14 protein-coding genes and 1 pseudogene are annotated in these 15946 nt (G+C 41.0%); 10 read left to right on the top strand and 5 right to left on the bottom strand.

Annotated features, from left to right (window positions below; translation table 11 throughout):
- The first annotated feature begins 495 nt into the window (after positions 1-495).
- Positions 496-591 carry a YjcZ family sporulation protein gene (locus ABFG93_RS06850; protein ID WP_142329528.1) on the top strand — a complete coding sequence of 32 codons (96 nt, stop codon included), beginning with the start codon at positions 496-498 and terminating at the stop codon, positions 589-591.
- Between the two features lie 102 nt (positions 592-693).
- On the opposite strand, the gene ABFG93_RS06845 is transcribed toward ABFG93_RS06850, so the two are convergent.
- Positions 694-1749: a fatty acid desaturase family protein gene (locus tag ABFG93_RS06845; protein ID WP_347551750.1), complete on the bottom strand. Its 1056-nt coding sequence runs from the start codon at positions 1747-1749 to the stop codon at positions 694-696.
- Positions 1750-2076: 327 nt separating this feature from the next.
- Between ABFG93_RS06845 and bioB the strand changes: the two genes are divergently transcribed.
- The gene (bioB, locus tag ABFG93_RS06840; protein WP_347551749.1) at positions 2077-3072 is read left to right on the top strand and encodes a biotin synthase BioB; all 996 of its coding nucleotides are present in this window, start codon (positions 2077-2079) and stop codon (positions 3070-3072) included.
- 34 nt (positions 3073-3106) lie between these two features.
- Here bioB and ABFG93_RS06835 read toward each other — a convergent pair whose 3' ends face one another.
- Together ABFG93_RS06835 and ABFG93_RS06830 are read right to left on the bottom strand one after the other, a co-directional pair.
- On the bottom strand, positions 3107-3673 hold the full coding sequence (locus tag ABFG93_RS06835; RefSeq protein WP_347551747.1) for an STAS domain-containing protein: 567 nt from the start codon (positions 3671-3673) through the stop codon (positions 3107-3109).
- Between the two features lie 72 nt (positions 3674-3745).
- A complete protein-coding gene (locus ABFG93_RS06830) occupies positions 3746-3949 on the bottom strand; it encodes a hypothetical protein (protein ID WP_347551745.1) in 204 nt (67 codons plus the stop codon).
- A gap of 279 nt (positions 3950-4228) precedes the next feature.
- On the opposite strand from ABFG93_RS06830, the gene ABFG93_RS06825 reads away from it, so the two are divergent.
- The gene (locus tag ABFG93_RS06825; protein WP_347551743.1) at positions 4229-5746 is read left to right on the top strand and encodes a BCCT family transporter; all 1518 of its coding nucleotides are present in this window, start codon (positions 4229-4231) and stop codon (positions 5744-5746) included.
- A 221-nt stretch (positions 5747-5967) separates the two neighbouring features.
- On the opposite strand, the gene ABFG93_RS06820 is transcribed toward ABFG93_RS06825, so the two are convergent.
- Entirely contained in the window at positions 5968-6795 is an 828-nt protein-coding gene (locus ABFG93_RS06820; protein ID WP_347551741.1) for an STAS domain-containing protein, read from the bottom strand.
- 124 nt (positions 6796-6919) lie between these two features.
- On the opposite strand from ABFG93_RS06820, the gene ABFG93_RS06815 reads away from it, so the two are divergent.
- Positions 6920-7249 carry a winged helix-turn-helix transcriptional regulator gene (locus tag ABFG93_RS06815; RefSeq protein ID WP_347551739.1) on the top strand — a complete coding sequence of 110 codons (330 nt, stop codon included), beginning with the start codon at positions 6920-6922 and terminating at the stop codon, positions 7247-7249.
- A 34-nt stretch (positions 7250-7283) separates the two neighbouring features.
- Here the strand turns inward: ABFG93_RS06815 and ABFG93_RS06810 are convergent, their stop codons facing one another.
- A complete protein-coding gene (locus ABFG93_RS06810) occupies positions 7284-8858 on the bottom strand; it encodes a peptide chain release factor 3 (protein WP_347551737.1) in 1575 nt (524 codons plus the stop codon).
- Positions 8859-9001: 143 nt separating this feature from the next.
- On the opposite strand from ABFG93_RS06810, the gene ABFG93_RS06805 reads away from it, so the two are divergent.
- The 6 genes and pseudogenes from ABFG93_RS06805 to ABFG93_RS06780 all read left to right on the top strand — a co-directional run bounded on the left by ABFG93_RS06805 (position 9002) and on the right by ABFG93_RS06780 (position 15818).
- Complete coding sequence (locus ABFG93_RS06805; RefSeq protein ID WP_347551735.1) at positions 9002-9427, top strand: flavoprotein; 426 nt, start codon at positions 9002-9004, stop codon at positions 9425-9427.
- Positions 9428-9815: 388 nt separating this feature from the next.
- The gene (locus ABFG93_RS06800; RefSeq protein WP_347551734.1) at positions 9816-11027 is read left to right on the top strand and encodes an MFS transporter; all 1212 of its coding nucleotides are present in this window, start codon (positions 9816-9818) and stop codon (positions 11025-11027) included.
- An 81-nt stretch (positions 11028-11108) separates the two neighbouring features.
- Complete coding sequence (locus tag ABFG93_RS06795; protein WP_347551732.1) at positions 11109-11939, top strand: aldo/keto reductase; 831 nt, start codon at positions 11109-11111, stop codon at positions 11937-11939.
- Between the two features lie 449 nt (positions 11940-12388).
- Positions 12389-13013 (top strand): annotated as a pseudogene (locus ABFG93_RS06790) (class I SAM-dependent methyltransferase).
- A 44-nt stretch (positions 13014-13057) separates the two neighbouring features.
- Positions 13058-14524, top strand: coding sequence for a protein adenylyltransferase SelO (locus ABFG93_RS06785; RefSeq protein WP_347551730.1), 1467 nt, complete (start codon positions 13058-13060; stop codon positions 14522-14524).
- A gap of 190 nt (positions 14525-14714) precedes the next feature.
- Positions 14715-15818, top strand: a complete 1104-nt coding sequence (locus ABFG93_RS06780) for an NADH:flavin oxidoreductase (protein WP_347551729.1) — start codon at positions 14715-14717, stop codon at positions 15816-15818.
- Positions 15819-15946 lie beyond the last annotated feature (128 nt).

The following is a 15946-nucleotide window of genomic DNA, read 5'->3' as shown; positions in this document are numbered from 1 at the left end:
ATCCTCGGTTTCACGTTTATTTGGCATGCCTTCCTTTAGTAGAATGGAACTGATTTTATAAGAAAAAGTCGATCTTTACTTTTCACTGTAGTTAGCTTGATGGACATGTGGCGGTACCCCTATATAAAAAATTGTCTTGAAATCAAGTCTTCAAGTAAAGGGAGCTTTAATGGAATAAACTTCCCTGAAAAAGACAAGCTCAGAGCAATAAACTCTGAGCTTTTTTGTGTGCTTTTTAGATTAACCTGTGAATTCAAATGTTATTCAGCTTGTTATTTTAAGTTTTCACCACAATAACTGAACTACTTAAACGATTGTTGGGATGCTTTTTTTAGAATTATTAGCTAGAAATTAATCAGTCTTCGGCTTAAAGAATGGCAGGATCAAAGAGAGGGATGAAATTAAAAGGAAATTAAAAACTGAGCGAACGCCCATCCATCATTTAAATTCCTGCATAGTATAAAGTAATCCATGATGGAAAGGAGGTCATACTCCATGGGATACGGTTACGGCAGTGGGTTTGCTCTAATTGTAGTGCTGTTTATTCTCCTTATCATCGTAGGTGCAGCTTTTGTTGGAGGAGGCTACTAATACTCTAAATCATAAGCTGTATTCGGCAGAAGAATCTGTCGTATGAGTATAAACAATAAAAGCGCAAGAAGGCAGATCTCAAAGTCAGCCTTTTCTTGTGCTTTATTTTCTTGTTAGCTTTCGAGGGAGAATGGCTTTAGGATTCAACTGGTTGCCGAGTGACCCAAACGCGTTGTGATTACCAGGATCGATTAACTCTTTATGCTCGAAATAGACGCGAGGCGTTTTCCATAAAGCTATCAAAGCCTGAAGCATTGGCATTTCATGGTATCGTTCAGGCCACATAAGTTTAATTTGCTTTTTGACAAGGGGATAATATTTTGGATTCATCCCCGGGAAAAGATGATGCTCGGTATGGTAAGAAAAGTTGAAATGCAGGATATCTACCCATTTTGGTACGGTAACTGTAAGGCTATTCGCCAGTGGATCATTTACTGGTGTTAAAGGGTTTAACCGGTGGTTTGTAGAAATATAAGCCATCACAATAAAATTGGCAATAAGAAGTGGAATGAAAAAAGCAAATAGCCATTTTTCTAACCCCATGATAAACAACACGCCAATCCAGCTGATCCAGGGTAAAAAGGTTTGTAGCCATACTTCAGGTTGCTTTCCCGGTTTAAATTCGTTTACATAAACAAAAAACATTTTAAAGGAATGGGCAGTAAATTGCACTGCAAGGGATGCGAAGGCGAATGTAGCCCTAACAGAAAGAGGTAATCGATAGATCCAACTAAATAATGGTGAGCTGGCTATCCGTTCTAGCGTGGGCCAGGCATCAGGATCCTTTTCGTCATGCTGTGTATGTACGTGATGATTTAAATTGTGCCACTTTCTCCAGAGTCTAGGTCCTGTACTTAAAGGCCAGAACGCAATGGCACCGAGCATATCTCTTACCCATGGCTTTCGAACAACTGTCCCGTGTAGTATCTCGTGACCAAGAAAGCCGAGTCCAGCAAAGCATGCTCCTATAATTATTGAAAAAATGAGATTCACTAGCGGATGGAAGGTAAAGAGCCCAATCATAAGGAAGCATCCGATCGTAATGATTAGATATGTAAGTCCCCCAAATAACCTCGCAGGCACCGGTTTGAAGGCCTCTCCAGGTAAATGTTTTTTAACGCGAGCAGCATACCAGCTGAAAGAGTGCAGTTCGTTCAATTGTTTTCTCTCCTCTCCCCATTAAGATCACAGCGATGTAAAACGTTGTATAGTTTAATAATGTACTGCAGAGGAGTAGATTATTCAGTCATTGTCATTTTGTAAAAAAGGGATTGACCATCTTCTTTTCTGATCAAATTGAAGCAACGTATTTAACGACTAGTCAGTCACCTGCATAAGAAAAGCAGACTTCTGTCTTAAGAGGTCTGCTTTTTTCTATAACCGCAAACAGGATTATTACCTTAGATTGACAGATTGTTAACCCGGTGATACTTTAATGTTAACCGATTATTTTGTTTGGTTAACATAGTTATTGGGAGGCTTATAATGGAGAACGTTAAGGAAAAGGTGCACAATCAATGGGAAACATATGCGGATGTTGCTTTGCAGGGGGAATTGCTGACGAAAGAGCAGGCAATAGCGATCCTTTCGTCACCTGATGAACAATTACTTCCTTTACTCCACGCTGCTTTCAGGGTGAGGAGTCACTATTATGGAAAAAAGGTAAAGTTAAATATGATTATTAATGCGAAAAGTGGACTTTGCCCTGAGGATTGTGGTTATTGTGCACAGTCGGCATTCGCAGATACGAATGTAAGTAAGTATTCTCTCCTAGATAAAGACACGCTTGTTAGCGGTGCAAGAGAAGCGATGGAACGAAAAGCGGGAACGTATTGTATTGTGATGAGTGGACGGGGGGCGACAAATCGAGAGCTTGATAAAGTGATTGATGCGGTGAAAGAGATCAAATCCGAGATGCCCCTGAAAATTTGTGCGTGTCTCGGAATTCTTTCAGGAGAACAAACGAATCGTCTGAAGGAAGCGGGCGTTGACCGATATAATCACAACCTAAATACGAGCAAAGGGCACCATGACAAAGTTACTTCTACCCATACATATGATCATCGTGTCAAAACAGTAGAGAACGTAAAACATTCCGGTATTTCACCGTGTTCTGGTTGCATAGTAGGGATGGGTGAAACGTATGAGGATGTCTACGATATGGCTGCAGAACTTAGAAGAATAGATGCAGATTCCATTCCTGTTAATTTTCTCTATTCAGTACCAGGTACAAAACTCGAGAAGATGGATGAGCTCACCCCGCGATATTGTTTAAAAGTATTAGCGTTATTCCGCTTTATGAATCCTACGAAAGAAATTCGCATTTCTGGTGGACGTGAAGTAAATCTTCGTTCGCTTCAAGTGATGGGGTTATACGCCGCAAATTCTATTTTTGTAGGAGATTACTTAACAACAGATGGGCAGGAAGCCACTTCTGATCATCAGATGATTCGTGATCTGGGTTTTGAGATTGAAGAGTAAGCACTAAAAAGGACTGCCTGCGGGCAGTCCTTTTTTAGTGCCTTATTAATTTATATCCGATCCAGTTTAATGCCTGTTTTAAGTTCGATTTAACAACGAGTTGGTCAAATTCATTAGAAGAGTGGATAGCTTTTATTGCGAGGTCAGGACGTATGCCGGTTACAATCATTTGTACCCCAATTAACTGAAGAGACTTTCCGATTTTCAACAAATTCAAAGCGCTATCCGAATGAATATTGTGTAATCCAGATAAATCAAAGATCAGATAGTCGAGGTTATTATTCGCGCTTTCAGCTAAAGCCGCTTCCATAATTCGCTCTGTACGAAGTTCATTCACTTCACCGAAGATTGGCAAAATCGCAACTTCATCAGAAATGGGTACGATTGGGACAGATAACGATTTGATCTCAGTATTTGCTCTTTCTAATTCCAGGACATTTCCGAGTAGATTCGCCATCGCCTTAAATAGATCAATATGGTCTTCAGTATAGTGGAAAGGATGAAGGTCAAGTCCGCAAAGTGTACCGTAATTATCGCCATTACGGTAATAAATTGGAACGCCGATCAGGGATCCACCATCAAGTTCATTTGTCACGTTCATGTTTTTCGTAGCTTCATTTGAAGCTAAATCATCAATAATAAGGGGTTCACGACCTCCTTTTATGATGAATTGTCAGTAAGAATCGCGATATACCGTTTCAAATCCAGCCTCGAGAATTACATCGTCTCGATTAAAGGAAGAGATAATGTCGACATTCTTTCTATCGTTCTTCGCTACAAAAAATGTATTAATCCCTACGAATTTACTGATCACTTCTAGAACATCCGCTGATGCTTCTTCGATCGTTGTATATGTTGGAGTATTGGAAAGGTTCATATAATCACCTCTCTTCTGAATTCTTTTAAGCTTTTTCCTCTAACCTAATGGTAACGTATTATAGCCTGAATAGGAATTTTAATTAAAATGATTGACCTTAAAAATAAATCTTTTCGCAAATATCATAATTTATGGCTTAACTTTCGTGTGAGAGGGTATCAATAGTGATGGGAAATTCGGAGATATTATTAGTATGTGACCAGGAGTTGAAAATATCTTATTTACACCTATGAGCAAGTCCTATTCTCAGGTTGAAACCAATACAGTAGAGGTGAGTTAATGAAAAATGCAACGTTAGTTTTTTGGTATAGTCTTGTCATTTGTGGACTTGTAGTTGTATGGGGAGCAGTTGCACCCGAGCATTTACAGGCGGTTACTTCTAAAATGACGACTTTTATTTCTAGCAGCTTTGGATGGTATTATTTACTGATTATTATGCTAATACTGGTCTTTTGCATATATTTGATTTTTTCCAGATTCAAAAACATCAAACTTGGTAAAGAAGATGATAAGCCTGAATTTACTCTTCCCACCTGGTTTGCTATGCTGTTCAGTGCTGGAATGGGGATGGGAATGGTATTCTGGACGACGGCAGAACCAATTTCACATGCTTATAAAAGTAGTCCAAGTGGGGAGTTAGGTACAACCCGAGCGATTGAAGAAGCGCTTCAATATTCTTTCTTTCATTGGGGAGTACATGCGTGGGCGGTTTATGCCCTTGTCGGTCTTGTTCTTGCTTATTTTAAATTTCATAAGGGGTATCCAGGGTTAATTAGTGCTACGCTTGTTCCATTATTAGGAGAAGAGCGAATGCGGGGCTTTCTTGGATATGTTATTGATACGCTAGCAGTCGTTGCAACCGTTGTAGGCGTTGCAGCAACGCTCGGGTTTGGTACTGCGCAAATCAATGAAGGATTTTCATTTCTATTTAATATGCCAACAACCTATTCCATGCAGTTGCTTATTCTTGCTGTTTCCACCGTATTATTCATTGCTTCAGCATGGTCTGGATTGAACAAAGGGATTAAATATTTGAGTAACATTAACTTGGTCCTCGGCTTTGCGTTGATGATCCTTCTTCTTATCGTAGGACCTACTTTGTATATCATGAATATGTTCACTGGTACATTAGGAGGATATATTGCTAATTTCTTTAATATGAGTTTTCATATTGAACCGAACAACGCAGATCAGCGATCGTGGGTGAATAGTTGGACGATTTTCTATTGGGCATGGTGGATTTCCTGGTCACCTTTCGTTGGAATCTTCATTGCTAGAATTTCAAAGGGACGCACGATAAAAGAATTCATGATGGGCGTTTTATTCGTTCCTTCAATTGTTTGTTTCATTTTCTTTGCTGTTTTCGGTGTTTCAGCTCTAGATCTTCAACAGAATGGCATCGCAATGATTTCGGACTATTCGATTGAGACGGCAACATTTGCCGTCTTACAGGAGTACCCGCTCGGTACGCTGATGTCATTTATAACAATTGCTGTTATTGCTATTTTCTTTATTACGTCTGCTGATTCAGCAACGTTTGTATTAGGAATGCTGAGCACTTCTGGGTCTTTAAATCCACCTGCAATGGTTAAGATTGTTTGGGGCTTAGCATTGTCTGCGATGGCTGCGATCATTGTATACTTTGGGGGCACACAGGGCCTACAGAATATGCTGATCATTGCCGCTTTCCCGTTTTCGATTGTAGTACTTATGATGGGTTACTCGTTTTATCGAGCTGCAAGTAAAGAAATATTATCGAAACGGAAGATAGCGATGGAGCGTAAGAAAGCAGTTTGATTCAAAAGAGGCTGTCTCCCTGAAGGGGGGACAGCTTTTTTTAAGGTCTGTGAGGTTGTTTACAATCGCTCATAATCAGGTGAAATGGTATGAGTTCATTCTCATTTCAATCATGGGAAGACCAATCTAGCAATAAGGAGATTTAACTATGTAGAAGGGGATGCAAGTAGAGGCAATAATAAAAAGGACCGAGATTCGGTCCTTCTCATGTAAGGGTGTATTTAAGAATCAATCATGCCGAGCGACTTCAAAGCTCCTTCAAGATCCTGTTTAATTGTTAGTGCTTGTAAATCCAGACCAAGTGAAACAACTCCGATAGCGATTTCTGAGCTAACTCCTGTAACAATGACGTCTACACCCATCATTTCAAGTGAATCGACAATTTTAAATAGGTGCTGAGTCATCATTGTGTCCAGTGTTGCTACTCCTGATAAATCAAGAATAAGGGAGCGGATTTTCTTAGCGCTAGATTCGATAAGGGTTCGTTCGAGAATAAGATTAGCACGCCTCTCATCAATCTCACCGATTATCGGGCAAATGGCAACGTTGGTAGAAATTTTAATAATTGGGACAGAAAGCTCGTCCTCCTGGTAATATTCTGCTTGAAGTCGAATTGTTTCTTGTTGCATGTATTGCTCTGTATAGTGTTGCTGGTAATAATTCATCAGAGGATCAATTAATTTTGAGACTGCAATCACGTCACTTACGGTTAAGCTTAAGTACTGACTATTCTCATCGATGTAGGAGAACAGTGTTTGTTTGACAGACGAAATGCTCATCATGAGGGATTCTAACAGCCCAGTTGCGGTTTGTTTTCCCTCAATCCCCGGCAGGTCTTCATGGGGATAGGATAACTCACCTGCTTCAATTGAGCCTCCAAGAGAAGTGAATAGGTGATCATAGAATGAAACAGGGACAACGTCTGGTAAACTCTGTTCCTTATTAGAGGAAATGTTATTTAAATGGCGGGCATTTGCTGTAAGTTTGTCAAGATTTTGTATGATTGATTGTCCTAGAAATTGGACAGAGTGTGAAAAATGGTTGGACATAGAAACTCCCTTCTATCTTTACGGTCTACTTATGATAAAATAAGCTTAATATATGCTTATCTTACTACATTGCACTGTTTTGTGAAGAAGTATATTACTATATACCTGGAGGTGCAGGGAGAATTTGAACAGGTCTGTAGAGGATATGAAAACAACCCTCGATGTTGTCTGTGGGAAGTGGAAAGCTGTTTTGCTACTTGAATTGGTGGAGGGACCACTCCGTTTTAGCGAGATTAAAAAGGTGATCCCGCGCATTCCACATCAAACGTTAATTAAGCATCTGAAAGAGCTTGAAGAAGACGGATTAGTGAATCGAAAAGCGTCTGAAGATATTCCTCCTAAAGTTGAGTATTCACTTACAACCTATGGATATGCACTTGAACCGTTGCTTCAGGAAATGGAGAAATGGGGCAACTGTCACCGGAGCCGTACGAAAGAAACAATTGCAAACTAAAAGGAACGTGCGCAGCACGTTCCTTTTTGCTTCTCTATTTAGATTCTCTAAGCGGGATGTCCGGGTTTTTATCCTGGAACCAGCGAAGTGCAAAGTCGTTCTGGAAAAGAAGGACAGGGCGCTTTAGCTGATCGTAAACAAGCATGTTGCGAATGCTATCTACTTTGTCTTCAGGGTTATCGGTCTCAATCCAGCGTGCATGCTGATGAGGCATTGTATCAAACTGGATATCCACGTTGTATTCGCCCTTCATACGATATTCAAAAATCTCAAACTGAAGGCGACCAACGACGCCAATCACAATTTCATCCCAGTGTGCGGTACGGTAAACCTGAATGGCACCTTCTTCAGAAAGTTGCTGAACGCCTTTGTAGAAGTGCTTCTGCTTCATCGCTTTTTGCGCACGTACCTTGGCGAAGTGTTCAGGTGGGAAGGTTGGTAGTGCTCCAAACGAGTACACATTCTTCGAACCCACTAGCGTGTCACCGATCTGGTACGTTCCAGAATCGTAAAGTCCAACGATATCTCCGGGATAAGCTCTATCCACATTGCCTCGAGAGGAAGCAAAGAAAAGCTGACCTTGAGATAGTTTCATGCTTTTGCCTGTTCGTTCTAGCCAGGCATCCATCCCTTTTTCAAATGTACCGGATACAATGCGAAGGAAAGCAACGCGGTCACGGTGAGCGGGGTTCATGTTCGCCTGGATTTTGAATATAAAGCCTGAGAACGTTTCTTCGTCTGGTTTCACTTCACCTTGTGAACTTTCACGTGGTGTAGGAGGAGGAGCGAGTTCAAGAAAATGGTTCAAGAACGTAGGAACGCCAAAGCTAGAAATCGCACTTCCGAAGAAGACTGGCGTCTGTTTACCAGATTGAAGAGCTTCTTCACTATAGTGAGAGCCGGCCTCATCAAGCAGCATCACATCTTCCTGAAGCTGATTGACAAGGTCATCGCCTGCTTTTTCTTTTAGAACAGGATCATCAAGATCTGAGATCTGAAGCGCTTGCTTGTTATCACCTTCTGTATCATAGAACTCGACAGCTTTCTGATGCCTGTCATAAACACCCTGGAACGATTGTCCGATACCGATCGGCCAGTTCATAGGATACGATTCAATTCCTAGTACCTCTTCAATTTCTTCAAGAAGTTCAAGCGGCTCGCGACCCTGGCGATCCATCTTGTTAATGAAGGTGAAAATCGGGATGCCGTGTTCACTGACAACTTTAAAAAGTTTCTTTGTTTGTGACTCGACACCTTTCGCAGCATCAATAATCATTACAACACTATCAACGGCAAGAAGGGTACGATACGTATCTTCACTGAAATCTTCGTGTCCTGGAGTATCAAGAATGTTAATGGTATGACCTTTGTAGTTAAAGTTCATCACACTTGACGTAACCGAGATGCCACGCTGTTTCTCAATTTCCATCCAGTCAGATGTGGCATACTTGGATGATTTTCTTGATTTTACCGTTCCTGTTGATCGAATCTGACCGCCAAGGAATAGAAGCTTCTCTGTTAATGTCGTTTTACCGGCATCGGGGTGAGAGATAATGGCAAAGGTTCGTCTTTTCTTTATTTCTTCTTGTAATTCTTTATGGTTACTCATTATGTCATTTAGTCCTTTCAATATCACTTCCTATGTAATATAACATATTCTTACGGTTGTTCCTATTGCATGAAGGGTAGGAAAAGGGGGAAAGGAATATTTGGCTCTTCATCGAAAATACTACATAAAGGAGATGAGCACACATGAGTGGATTTCAAGAATTTCTGGATTCATTTTTAACAAGCTGGGAAAATTCGTCGCTTGAAGAAGTCACATATGTGATTAGTGAAAGCTACCAGGCGAGAGAAGTCTCAAGTCAATCTGAAGTGGTTGACTTTGGATATAAGGAATCAATTGAAGGATGGAAACAGGCGTTTAAGTCATTTAAAAAAGATAAAACTACCTGGGAATTGACAGAACTTGCTGTTAATCCTCTTCGTCGAAATGAAATGCTCGCGATTATTTGGGCATCAATTTCGGTAGACGGCAATCAAAGTGAGACCGGTAGTGTGTTTTTTGATACTTTCCGTAAAGGCACACAAGGGAATTGGAAGCTTGTGCGAAGCTATATTGAAGCTGGTATTCCCCGTGAAAACGTAACTGAATTCCAAATGAAAGACCTTCAATAAACAACTGAAAGAAAACATATTGAACTTCTGCTGGACATATTCGTTTAGCGGGAGTTTTTTTGTGTCTTCATTTAAATCACCATTATCTTTATTTTTATCCATTGAACGTTGATCTAATTCATTAGGCACTTCAAGGTTCCTATATTACAGCAAAGTACGTACTTTCATGGAAGATAAATGGGGGCATAATCAGAGTCAGCTTGGTGCTGTTCGAAGGAAACAAGCCAGGTACTTTCAAGTGCCTATCGTACTTTTTGGGTACTGCGGTACAAAAAAGTGCGTACTTCCAATGTTGTCTAGATGGTTGCATAATCAGTTGTACAGTCGAAAGGGGAAGGCGCCGTTCCCTATATCGACAACAGAAAAATTACAAGGAGGAATTCGCTTTATGAGTTCTCATACACATACAATGTCACAACCAAAAGTAAAATCAAGCGGCAATCTTGCCTTGCTTGCCCTTGCCATTAGTGCCTTTGGAATCGGAACAACGGAATTTGTGCCAGTTGGACTACTTTCTTCTATAGCTGATGATTTATCCATCTCCATTACCCTTGCTGGATTATTGATTTCCGGCTACGCGATTGGCGTAGCCGTGGGGGCACCCGTTCTAACTGCGTTAACCGGGAAAATGAATCGGAAAACACTTCTCATGTCACTAATGGTTGTCTTCATAGTGGGTAACCTTGTCGCAGGGATTTCCACATCGTTTGGATTGTTACTTGTTGCTCGTTTTATTACTGCCTTTTCCCATGGAATCTTTTTCTCAATTGGCTCAACCATTGCTGCTGATCTTGTTCCGGAGCATAAGCGAGCAAGTGCGATTGCGTTTATGTTTACAGGATTAACTGTGGCGACTGTAACCGGAGTACCACTTGGCACGTTTATTGGACAGGCCTTTGGCTGGAGAGCAACATTCCTCGGTGTTGCTTTACTCGGGCTAATCGGTATTATTGCAAGTGCCATTCTCGTACCGAAGGATTTGAAAGAAGCACCACCATCGAAATTTAGTAAACAGCTTAAAATTCTCACCAATGGCAGGTTACTCCTTGCCTTTGCAATTACAGCGCTTGGGTACGGCGGGACCTTCGTTGCGTTTACGTATTTAGCACCACTTCTTGAAGATGTAACAGGACTGAGCCCGAAATTCGTCGGGGTCATTTTGCTCGTTTACGGGGTAGCTGTTGCAATTGGAAACATGGTGGGAGGGAAAGCGTCAGATCAGAATCCACTTAAAGCGCTATTCTGGATGTTCGTCTTTCAAGCAATCATTCTATTTATTATGGCATTTGCCATTCCATTTAAAGTCGCTGGCATCATTACGATTTTCTTTATGGGTCTATTTGCTTTCATGAATGTTCCCGGTCTGCAGGTGCTTGTCGTGAATCTAGCAGAAAAGTATGTTCCATCAGCGGTTAACGTTGCTTCAGCACTTAACATTGCGGCATTTAACGTTGGGATTGCGATTGGGTCATTTGTTGGGGGACTCATTGTCGATTCCATCGGATTAATTCATACGCCATGGATCGGCGGAATTATGGTTGTGGGTGCTGTTGCGCTAACAGGATGCCTTCGTTCGATGGAGAGAAAGGCAATCGAATAACAGCCAAATTTCCAGCCACAGGCTTATAAAACCTTGATTGATGAAAAAATTTGTATTGAAAAACGAAAGAGGAGTGAAAGCATGAGCATGACACTTAAAGACACAGTGAAATTAAATAATGGACTTTCAATGCCGCGCGTTGGACTCGGCGTATTTAAAGTTGAGGAAGAAGAACAGCTTATGTCTGCTGTAAAAGCAGCGATTAAGCATGGTTATCGAAGTATCGACACTGCAGCGATTTACGGAAATGAACAGTGGGTGGGTCAGGCGATCAAGGAATCTGGAGTAGTGAGAGAAGAGCTATTCATTACGTCAAAAGTTTGGAATGCAGACCAGGGGTACAATGAGACTATTCAAGCTTTTGAAACCTCGCTCGAAAAGCTTGGGCTTGAGTATCTTGATCTTTATCTCATTCACTGGCCTGTCGAAGGGGAATACGTTGATACGTGGAAAGCGATTGAATACCTTTATAATGAAGGGAAAATTAAAGCGATCGGCGTTAGTAACTTCCAAATTCACCATCTAGAAACGCTCTTTAAAGAAGGAACCGTGAAGCCAGTTGTCAATCAGGTTGAACTTCACCCGAAATTAAATCAAAAAGCGCTTCGTGATTTTGCAGCTACTTATGACATCAAAATTGAAGCATGGGCACCACTAATGCAGGGTGAACTATTTAAAAACTCGGCCCTAAATGAGCTTGCAACAAAACATAATAAATCAGTTGCTCAAATTGTACTAAGATGGCACCTGCAAAATGATGTCATCATTATCCCCAAATCTACGAAAGAGAATCGTATTCAGGAAAACGTGGATCTCTTTGACTTTGAATTATCTCTAGAAGATATGAAGCGAATAAATAATTTAAATGAAGATCATCGAGTTGGACCAAATCCAGATAGCTTCGATTTTTAAATATAATAAAGCCGTTAGGAATGATTTCCTAGCGGCTTTTTACATAGGAAGATAGTTCAGCTAAATACCGTTCACCGTAAAGTGTGATATGTGTGCCTGCACGTCCTCGTCCCTTAATCACATCCCCGTCTGCCTCGAGATCATTATGACAAATTGCGTATTTGCTATGGTGTTAACGGTCTGATCCAAAAAGGTGAAATCGCAGTGGAAAAGAATGCCGATCTTGTTATTGTTGATTCGAACTCGAGATTGATACGGTGATAGCAAGAGGTAAGGTTATGGTTGAGAGTAAAGAAGTTATTGTGAAAGGTATATTTGAATAAAAAGAAGGATAAAGGTATCTGCTTCTTTTACCTGGCGCAAGTGTTAACTAAATAGAATAGAAAGACCATTCTATTGGAAGGTAATGTGGTGTATATTTAAGCAAAAGGTGATTCGGGGGTGGTGGAATGAATAATGCTTGGAATAAAAAGATATATAAAGTTTGGTCTCCAATATATGATATTTTTTTTAATACAGGTCATTTTCTTAATGCCCGAAAGAAGAAATTTCAAGAAATAACTTTTAATAACGCCGAGAAGATACTATTTGTTGGTGTAGGAACAGGGGCTGATTTAGAACTAACTGAACATAAAGAATTAAACATTACCGCTATCGACTTTTCAACTGAAATGCTTCATAAAGCAAAAGAGAAATTTACTGATTCTTCGATAACGTTCATAGAAATGGACGCTCAGAATATGAGCTTTGACAATAATCAGTTTGATTTAATAGTTGGAAGTCTAATTCTATCGGTTGTACCTAACGCTAATAAATGCCTTGAAGAAATGATAAGAGTTTTAAAGTTAGATGGAGAAAAATTATTCTTTTTGACAAGTTTTCCTCTAAAGGAAAAGAACTCTCCTTGCTTAAAAAAGCGATCAGACCAGTTATTAAACTTTTGGGCACAGACATTGGATTAAATTTTGAGGAATTATATGAAAGACATGAGCAAAAAAAAATGTGAAAGAAGATACCCCATTAATGTTTAATGGTATGTACAGAAAGATTGTTGTCACGAAATATTCTACATAGGTACGCGTGGATAGAAATACGACAAACCAAACTAAGGAGATATAATGACACAAAATAAAGAAACAGGATGGAACTTTGATAACAGTTATGCTCGTCTTCCGGAATCATTTTTTAAAAGCGTTGAACCAACTCCAGTCCATTCGAAAGAGTTGGTGGTTCTCAATAAGTCTTTGGCAACATTTTTGGGGTTGGACGTTAATGAACTACGAAGCGAAGACGGTATAGAAGTCTTTGCTGGTAACCGTATTCCCGAAGGTGCTCATCCAATTGCACAAGCTTATGCGGGGCATCAATTCGGACATTTTACGATGTTAGGGGACGGTCGAGCTGTGCTGCTTGGGGAGCACATCACTCCTTCAGGTGAACGGTTGGATATACAGCTCAAAGGATCAGGGCGGACTCCATTCTCCCGAGGAGGCGATGGTCGATCGACACTTGGGCCGATGTTGCGTGAATATATCATCAGTGAAGCAATGCATGGGCTTTCTATTCCGACCAACCGGAGTCTCTCTGTTGTGGCAACCGGAGAGTCCGTTCTTCGTGAAACCAAGCTGCCTGGTGCCATTCTGACTCGTGTGTCTTCCAGTCATCTGCGCATCGGTACCTTTCAATACGTGGCAAATTGGGGCAATGTGGAGGAACTACGTATTCTAGCTGATTATGCAATAAAGCGACATTTTCCAGAGATTAAAGATAATGAGGATCGATATCTTGCATTGTTTCAAGAAGTGATCAAGGGTCAGGCCGCACTGATTGCCAAGTGGCAACTGGTCGGATTTATCCATGGGGTGATGAACACCGACAACATGACTATCAGCGGAGAAACCATCGATTATGGCCCATGTGCCTTTATGGATAAATATGACCCGGCAACGGTATTTAGTTCTATTGATGTTCAAGGGCGGTATGCCTATCAGAATCAGCCGGCGATTGGCCAGTGGAATCTTGCGCGCTTTGCTGAAACCCTTTTGCCACTGCTTCATGAAAAGGAAGATCATGCGGTCGAACTGGCCCAGGAGGCTCATTCCGAGTTTGAGGAATTATATCATAGTCATTGGCTTGCGGGAATGAGGAGAAAATTAGGAATCCTGAACGAAGAGGAGCAGGACAAATCTTTGATCGAAGACCTTCTCCAAATTATGAAGAAGCATCAAGCCGACTTTACCAATACGTTTCGCGCCTTAACGCTAGATAAGCCGGAGGATACGGTCATGGCCGGGGCGAGAGAATTTACTCACTGGTATGACCAGTGGCATGAGAGACTGGCCAGACAAGCGGAATCGAAAACTTCTGCTTATCAATTGATGAAGAACTCGAATCCTGCAGTTATCCCTCGCAATCATCGAGTGGAAGAGGCGCTTGAAGCTGCAGTGGAAAAAGGCGATTACAACGTGATGGCGGAACTTATGGATGTTCTTTCAAATCCCTACGCGTATTCTCCTGAACAGGAGGAGTATACCAAATTGCCTGAACCATCAAACCTCCCTTACCGAACCTTTTGTGGGACCTGATTAGAGATGTTAACCATTAATAGTTGGTGAAGGAGTCCCACAAGTTGAGTAAAGAAATAAGGTTAAATTGGAATCAGTGATTTAATTAACTATTTGGCTTGTTACTAGACAATTTAGAAACAGATTTCTTTTCTTTCTGAATGGTTTTTGAAATAATAACTATTCTATCGAGGAAAGAGGAGGAGATATATTGAGTAATACAAATAGATCTACTGAGCCATTATTTCAAACATTCACGAATAAGAAAATAAAATTGTCCAATCGTACGGTGATGGCTCCTATGACACGAGGGTTTTCACCAGATGGCATACCGGGAGAAGATGTGGCAGCCTATTACCGACGCAGATCTGAAAATGAAGTAGGCTTAATTGTAACGGAAGGAACAGGGATTAATCACCCGGCTTCTGTTTCAGGTGCTAGTATACCTTTATTTTATGGTGAAGAATCATTGAACGGCTGGGCTAATGTAGTGAAGGAAGTTCATAACGTTGGAGGGAAAATTGTACCCCAGCTCTGGCATGTGGGGATGACCCGTGATAAAGGAGACCTTCCAAATAAAGAAGCGTTACCTGTTGGACCATCGGGCCTCAGTTTGTCAGGTGATAAAGTAACGGAGCCAATGAGCGAAATAGAGGTTGTCCAAATGGTAGAAGCTTATGCTCAAGCAGCAGCTGATGCAAAACGCATTGGATTCGACGGCATCGAAATTCATGGGGCACATGGTTATTTAATCGATCAATTCTTCTGGGATAACACAAACCAGCGTACGGATCGTTATGGCGGAGATATTGTTGGGAGAACTCAATTTGCAGTTGAAGTTATAGAAGCATGCCGCCGTGAAGTTGGACCGGATTTTCCAATTATCTTTCGATTTTCTCAATGGAAAATGAATGATTTCAAAGCTAAACTTGCTGAAACGCCGGATGAATTAGAGCGTTTCCTACAGCCTCTGGTAGAAGCAGGAGTAGACATTTTCCACTGTTCCACACGTCGTTTTTGGGAGCAGGAATTCGAAGGTTCTGGTTTGAATTTGGCAGGATGGACGAAGAAACTAACAGGAAAACCAGTAATTTCTGTAGGGTCAGTTGGACTCGATGGAGAATTCACAAGCTTTTCTGGAGCTAACACAACCAGTCTGGATGGTCTTATCGAAAAGCTGGATAAGGAAGAGTTTGATTTGGTGGCGATTGGACGTTCTCTATTAATGGATCCTGAGTGGGTAAGGAAAGTGCACGATGGTAGAACAAATGATTTATTACCTTTTGATAAAGAAGCACTTCAAAAGTTATACTAGTTTTTCTGTATCCAAGTGTTCTAGGAAGTCTTCAAGAGATTTAAATAAAGGGGAGCTATCACGCTTCAGTACCATCAAAAAAGGAACTTCCGAATCTAGGAAGTTCCTTTTTACGTACAGACTTAACC

Source organism: Pseudalkalibacillus hwajinpoensis (genome assembly GCF_039851965.1).
Taxonomy (GTDB): Bacteria; Bacillota; Bacilli; order Bacillales; family Guptibacillaceae; genus Guptibacillus; species Guptibacillus hwajinpoensis_E.
This window is presented reverse-complemented; position numbering and strand designations above follow the sequence as displayed.